The sequence below is a fragment of the Citrobacter sp. wls710 genome (assembly GCF_005281115.1).
Lineage (GTDB): Bacteria > Pseudomonadota > Gammaproteobacteria > Enterobacterales > Enterobacteriaceae > Citrobacter > Citrobacter werkmanii.
This window is the reverse complement of the sequence record NZ_SZXD01000037.1, coordinates 1-6,263: the sequence shown is the minus strand read 5'-3', so window position 1 is coordinate 6,263 and position 6,263 is coordinate 1. Positions and strand designations below refer to the sequence as shown.

Annotated in this window: 10 protein-coding genes and 1 pseudogene; 1 reads left to right on the top strand and 10 read right to left on the bottom strand. The window is 57.3% G+C overall.

Annotated elements, in window-relative coordinates:
• Positions 1-32 precede the first annotated feature (32 nt).
• Positions 33-263, bottom strand: a complete 231-nt coding sequence (locus FDX14_RS18245; protein ID WP_000218642.1) for a hypothetical protein — start codon at positions 261-263, stop codon at positions 33-35.
• Positions 264-780: 517 nt separating this feature from the next.
• Here FDX14_RS18245 and FDX14_RS25490 point away from each other — a divergent pair.
• Positions 781-1,254, top strand: a pseudogene (locus FDX14_RS25490) (hypothetical protein).
• A 5-nt stretch (positions 1,255-1,259) separates the two neighbouring features.
• Here the strand turns inward: FDX14_RS25490 and FDX14_RS25315 are convergent.
• The 9 genes from FDX14_RS25315 to FDX14_RS18185 all read right to left on the bottom strand — a co-directional run bounded on the left by FDX14_RS25315 (position 1,260) and on the right by FDX14_RS18185 (position 6,209).
• Positions 1,260-1,424, bottom strand: a complete 165-nt coding sequence (locus FDX14_RS25315; RefSeq protein ID WP_059326517.1) for a hypothetical protein — start codon at positions 1,422-1,424, stop codon at positions 1,260-1,262.
• Positions 1,424-1,843, bottom strand: coding sequence for a DUF1380 family protein (locus tag FDX14_RS18230; RefSeq protein ID WP_000271737.1), 420 nt, complete (start codon positions 1,841-1,843; stop codon positions 1,424-1,426). The genes FDX14_RS25315 and FDX14_RS18230 overlap by 1 nt, the downstream gene beginning before the upstream one ends.
• 46 nt (positions 1,844-1,889) lie before the next feature.
• A complete protein-coding gene (locus tag FDX14_RS18225) occupies positions 1,890-2,315 on the bottom strand; it encodes an antirestriction protein (RefSeq protein ID WP_001198915.1) in 426 nt (141 codons plus the stop codon).
• A 415-nt stretch (positions 2,316-2,730) separates the two neighbouring features.
• A complete protein-coding gene (locus tag FDX14_RS18210; RefSeq protein ID WP_001004562.1) occupies positions 2,731-3,501 on the bottom strand; it encodes a YubG family protein in 771 nt (256 codons plus the stop codon).
• Positions 3,502-3,545: 44 nt separating this feature from the next.
• Complete coding sequence (locus FDX14_RS18205) at positions 3,546-3,980, bottom strand: DUF1380 family protein (RefSeq protein ID WP_000274482.1); 435 nt, start codon at positions 3,978-3,980, stop codon at positions 3,546-3,548.
• A 13-nt stretch (positions 3,981-3,993) separates the two neighbouring features.
• Complete coding sequence (locus tag FDX14_RS18200) at positions 3,994-4,215, bottom strand: YubE family protein (protein ID WP_001104873.1); 222 nt, start codon at positions 4,213-4,215, stop codon at positions 3,994-3,996.
• The gene (locus FDX14_RS18195) at positions 4,216-4,899 is read right to left on the bottom strand and encodes a DNA methylase (RefSeq protein WP_000086169.1); all 684 of its coding nucleotides are present in this window, start codon (positions 4,897-4,899) and stop codon (positions 4,216-4,218) included. It lies immediately after the preceding gene.
• 75 nt (positions 4,900-4,974) lie between these two features.
• Positions 4,975-5,286, bottom strand: coding sequence for a hypothetical protein (locus FDX14_RS18190; protein ID WP_252182539.1), 312 nt, complete (start codon positions 5,284-5,286; stop codon positions 4,975-4,977).
• Positions 5,283-6,209 (bottom strand): DUF1281 domain-containing protein, encoded by a 927-nt coding sequence (locus FDX14_RS18185; protein WP_001134371.1) that lies wholly within the window; start codon positions 6,207-6,209, stop codon positions 5,283-5,285. Before FDX14_RS18185 ends, FDX14_RS18190 begins: the two co-directional genes overlap by 4 nt.
• Positions 6,210-6,263: the final 54 nt, after the last annotated feature.

The following is a 6,263-nucleotide window of genomic DNA, read 5'->3' as shown; positions in this document are numbered from 1 at the left end:
TGTTGCCGCCCCTCGCGGGGCGGCTCACCTCATCAGTTAAAAGCGCGTTTCAGTTCGAGTGTGCGGAGCACCTGCCCGAAGGCCGTGTTTTTCATGGCGGGGATGTGTACACCACGCCCCCGGTGAAAACTCCGGGCAATGTGTCGCCCGAAGGCTTTCAGCACGGGGTCAATTTCCGGCGCGGGGATGTCTTCGCGTCTGAAACGGGGATGACGGCGGGGCTTTACAGCCGCTGCGGAAGGTGAAACAATGCTTACAGTCATAAATGGATTCCTTATGACAAATTGGTTAACAATGCCGTCAAAATTGGTCGCACAATTCTTACGGCGTGGATTAAGCAGGTCCCTGACCTGCTTTTTTTCATATCTGCATCTGACGCTTTCCGGTGTTTTCCTCCTTCTGTTCCTGCGTTTTCATTACCTGCCAGCCGGATGACTGACAGAACACATAAATGCGTATTGCCGGAGCCTGAAATAAATCCTGATTTTTAAAGAACATCACCCGTTGAGTTTCGGGAGCCGCGGTTTTGACGTTTCGCGGGAACCTGCTGCTGTATTCCCTGTGGTATGAACTTCACCCGTTTGAGAACCTTCGCCGCAAGGGGCATCACTGCCACGGCCTGACGCACCTGTCCTGGGCAGAACGCAAAATTTTTTACCGGGTTTTAGGTAAAAAATTTTGTGGGCTGTTCATTTACCCTGGACAGTCAGTGCGGCAGGTTGTGGCTGTCTATGCCCCCGGCGACAGGGACTCATACGGGTGTGTGGCACCCGGCAGGCAATGAGCAGGGACCCGCTGCAACGACGTGAAGCGCGGTTTGCGAAACGGCGTTGCTCCTTACATCCCGGCGTCTTTTGCCGGGATGCCGGGAGCGCAGGCCACGGCGCGACAGGGGTGGCGCGACCGTTCCGGTCGCTGCAAACCCGGGGTTTTGCGTCAGGGATGGAAGCCCGCCAGGGCGGAGACAGCTCCGCTGGCTCCGTTCACGACAGCCCGCCCCGCCAGGGGGACGCCCGGAAAAGGCATAAACAGGAGAGGAACGGAAAGAAGAGGAAGAAGAAGAAGAACAGTAACCACAGAAACATAACATCAGGAAAAAACATTCCGGACACATCACAAACGGGAAGGGTAACGGGCGACGCGCCAGCGTGGCCCGCTTCCCTTCCGGCAGGCGCCAGCCTGCCAGGGGTTTTCGCGCGGGCTGACAGGCGGCCTCCACCGCCTGCCCTGTATCACCTGTGCCTGCTGCCCTGAAGGATTTAGTGACCACCGAGGAAAACAGCCTGCTGATTCACCACAAAATCACATATTTCATCAACAATCTGCGCGGTGGTGAGCGGTTTCTGCCCCATTTCACGACGCCGCGCATTAATCACGGCCCTGTAATTACGCAGAATTTCGCGGGTTTCCTTGCTGATATTCATTACCCATTCTCCCCGTCCAGCGCCTGACGCATCACCCGCATAATCTCACGTTCTTCCCTGACAAATGCGTCACCGTCGCCCCCGTTCTCGCTCCCTACAGCATGGAGGCGATAAATTTCACTACCAGCCATCACCATCACTTTTTCCAGCAGCACCGCAGGGACTGTTACAAGACGGTTTACGCGCTTTTCCTCCATCAGTTCACGAACAACGTCGTGAACAATGCTGACATCAGCACCATGCTCAAAGGCATCGTCCAGCCGCTGCATGACGGTTTCCAGCTCATCGTCTGTCAGACTCCAGTCCTGGGCTATGTGACGCACATCCCCACGGGTCAGCACCACGGCAAAAACGCATTCACTGTCCGGCACGTCTGTATCCAGCACTTCGCGGATAATTTCTTTAACAGTACAGTACATGTTCTCGTCTCCTTTACAGGGGCGGCATCGCCGCCCCGTCCGTTAATCAGTCCAGTGCCGCGTAAATCGCATTGCATTCGGGGTGAAATTCGATGTGGCTCCACAACTGCGCATCGCGCATCCGGTAAAGGTGTGTCAGTCCCGCATCCCCGCTGTCGTGGTACAGCCACAACTGGCGGTTAATCACAAGGGAAGTCAGGATGATACCTGCGGCATCAGCACTCACAGTGCGGTCAAACCAGTTTTCACCGTTGACCAGATGAAAACGGTCGCCATCCGGCATCATGTAACCGCCACCGTCCGGCAGGCGGATGAAATGCCAGAAGCCTCCCTGATATTCCGGCATCATTTTTTGCGCCAGCGCGTACACATACGCCTCGGCATACAGAAAATCGTTGCCAAACAGGTAAGGCAGAAAGGAGAGACGGTCACACTCTTCAACGTTCAGAGTGACAGGTTTCGCATATTGCATGATGTTTTCCTCCGTTGTTCACATATTCCGCGACACCGGGCGGTGCCGTGCCTCCATCTTTGCCGGGCCTGCAGGGTTGCAAGGGCGCAAGGGAAGCCGCAGCCTGACGCGCACGGCTGACGGGAGTTGGAGGGTGAGACCGCGAAATCTGAGCGGGTGAACGACCGGAAAATCACGGCAGACGGGAAGGAGGGACCGGGTGACCGCAGCGGTTCACCTTACCTTGCAACCCGCCCGCAGAAGCCCGGCTACGATGGAGGCACGGCACAGCCCGCACACGACGCTGAGGCCACATAACTGAAAACCCACAAGGCCATGCCCCACATGGCCGGGTAAAGAGGAGCCTGCGGCGACATCCTTTTGCTCTTTCCGGGGACCGACTGGAAAAGGCGGAGATTTTTCCCCGCCAGCGTCATCATTTCCGGATTTTTGCCAGGGCATCCGCCATGCTGCGGATTTCGTTCCGGGCTTCCCGGACCACCTCCCGCAGAACACCACGGTCAAACCAGCGGCGGGGCGGTTCATCCGGTATACGCAGCATATCGCAGGCCAGCCCACTGGACAGGATATGCTCCACACACTCACTGACCAGATACATTTCCACCGACGAAAAACGAGCGCCCCGGTTCAGGATGGCATCGAGCACCACGGGCAGGTTTTCGTCGTCTTCATCGAGCCAGCAGGGGTGATCGCTTTCCTTCACCACCAGGCGAAAGCGGCGCGTCTGGCGGGTCAGCAACGTCTGACCGGTGGTGGTCAGCGCCGCACGGATACGCCGCGCATCTTCTGCCACCTGGTAACTGACACTGCATACTGCATCGCGTACCGCACCAAGAACGGCCCTGATTTCGTCCTCTGCCAGCCACTCACCGGCATACGGGAAAGACACCTGCGTTCCGTCTGCCGGAAGTACCGGCAGCGACTGCCACTGACTGCCGGACAGAACAAGTTCCGCTCCGGTTCCGGTCAGTTTCTGAATGGCAGAGGCCAGGAGCGGCGGCAGTACGCCGCCGTGACGCTTGATAAGTAACGTCGCCAGCCGGGGCGCATCCAGCCGCACGTAAATGCTGATCCAGCCCGGATACTTCGGGTTACGCTGGTCAACATCCGTCTCTTCCGGCCAGCCCTGCGCCAGCAACAGGTTGCTGGCGTGGCGATAAATCAGTGCATTCAGCATTTCATTCATAATTCATGAACTCCCTGTATCGCCGCCCGGAGGCGGCGATAACATCAGTCGTTTTCGTGTGTGTTGTTTTTCAGCAGGATGCGGACCTGATTAACCACCGCCTGACGGCGGGTGACGCATTCCGGGACGGCGAGGCCATGATCCCGGGCGGCCCATTCACGTTTCCACAATGCCTGTTCAGCGGTCTGAATCAGGGACGCCAGCAGTTCAGCAGGGACAGTCACCTGGCGGTTTTCGCTCACGTTATTGATGATCTCCATCGCCACGCCGGAAGAAATACCGGATTCAGTCCGCTGGTCTTCCGGGATGTCCTCCAGGCGCGCCAGGACAGTCCTGATTTCATGATCGGTCAGGGCAATATCCATTCCGTCAGAGAGGGCCTGAATTTCTTCCGGGGACCAGATAACCAGCATCAGTGGCGTGTCTCCCGAATACTTTGCTGCCAGCTCCCGGCATAGCGTTTCGCATGTTCCGTACATTCTCGTCTCCTTCTCAATCTTTGAAGCAGGAATCCAGTTCCAGAATTTCGGTATACGCCTCCATGAACAGGCGATTGGCGCGATACAGCGTCTGGCGTGTCAGGCGTTCAACAAGCACATCGGAATCAAAGCGACAGCGATGCTCCATATCGTTCAGCCTGGCCCGAAGGTCACACATGGTGTTGGCCACCTCCGCCACGTCGGCGCGAAGTTTTTCGTGTCCGGCATAGTTCATTTACGCAGCCTCCGGTTCAAACCAGTTATCATTCGCGGCCCCCTGCTGCATGGCCCGTTGCACGGCGGCCAGTCGTTGCTGTCCGGCACGGTGATACTGTTCAAGCAGCTCGATACCGATATACCGGCGTCCGGACTGGAGGGCAGCGACGCAGGTTGAGCCGCTGCCTGCAAACGGGTCCAGCACAATCGCGTTCGGATGTGTGAAGCTCTCAATCAGTGGTTGCAGGCTGGTAACGGGCTTTTCCGTCGGGTGATGACGATTGCCTGAATATTTCCAGCCCAGCACATCCGGCAGAGGGTTACGGGGCCGGGCCGGACTGCCCTTTGCCAGGATGTAAGCGCATTCGTGACGGTACGCGACATACGCAGATTTGGATGTGTAGTTTTTGGTGAACACGAGGTGCCCTGCCACGCTGAATCCGGCGCGTTTCCAGGCGGCCATAAAGCGATCGACACGGTTCCAGCCGTAGAAGCTGACCATCAGCGCGTCTTTTTTGAGTACGCGGTACATCTCATTGCTGGCAGGTTGCAGCCAGTCATCATTAACATCACCGGCAATGGTGCGCCCGGAACGGTCACGGAAACCGACGAGGTACGGCGGGTCAGTCAGTATGAAATCAATGGCGTTATCAGGAATACGGGCCATAACATCGATGCAGTTACCGAGGACAAAACGGGACATACAAAACTCCTTCTCTTACAGAGGGCACCGGGAGGGCACCCCTGTGGTGCCCGTTCCCCGCTGCCTGTGGGCTGTTCACCGCGTCCGGTAACGGGTCAGGCCGACCGTGGAATACCGCAGCCGTCGTCTTTCTGACGGCAAGGCTATGCCGCGAAAGCGGCTTGAAGGGCGCTCATCAGAAAAGGGCGACGGGCTGGCGTACACTGTCACCGACGCCAGCCGGGAGCGGTAAAAGCGCCCGTCCCGTGCCCACCGGACGCGGGACACTGACCACAGGCAGCGTTCCTGCCGCGCCGCGTCAGCCGGCGCAGTAAAAAGAGGAGCACGGCGACATCCTTTACCGGAAAAGAAACGGGCGGTTGCCCGCCCGTCTCCGTCATACTTCATCCGCCATAATGCGCCACATTGTCGACTATCCACGCAGGTCCGGTGACTTCCGGCAGCTCATCGTCATCTGTCGGGGAAGACCATTCCAGTTCCCCCCACAGCACATCAACAAGCTCTCCGCGCTCATACAACTGCCAGCCACAGAAATTGCAGCCCTGTTCGGCGTACCAGTGCTCCAGCGTGCAGCCGAAACGGCGGCTTAATTCTGCAACAACGTCGCTTTCCGGCTGACACCACGGCGTGTCGAAATCTACCTGAATGAAGTTTTCCCCCTGACTGCTGATATTCAGGTCATACCCACAAGGCCACTTCACGCCATACCGTTCTGTATACCAGTGATATGCAGAAGGAACACCGTTCAGAACACCGCCGTTAAAGCCATTCACTTCAATATCCAGGCGGGTCGGCAAAACCGTCAGCAGGTCAAACGGCATGGTTTTTTCCGACAGTACGTTGTCACACAGACGGTTCCACCACACCGATACATCCTCGTTACCCCAGATGTCACACCAGTCACCTCTTTTTGCGGTGAAATGCACAGTGATAGTTTCCCTGACATCATCCGGTAACCCTTCCCAGCGACGCTGTCCAGTACCGCTCTGCAGCCAGAGTTCATGCAGCATCAGGCAGTTTTGCTCATCCAGCAGTACACCGTCCTGCAGGTGCTTCAGCCAGCGGGTGAACGTGATATTCTCCGGCGATAAAACACCACGTCCGGCAGCCGTCAGTCCGGGGCATGGTTCAAACCGCACATCTTCAGTGGTCTGCAGAAGTCCGGCACTTCCGGCCAGAAACAGCTGAATACCTTCATTTGTGGCGCGGCGATAAAACGGTGTGACTGCACCGCTGGCCAGTCGTTTAATCTCAGCGATCTGTGCCGGTTCACCAGAAAAATACATACGATTCGAGCACCAGTTTGGCATGGGAATTATCCTCACAGGAGCATCGGGAGGGCGCCCCTGTGGCGCCCGTTCCCC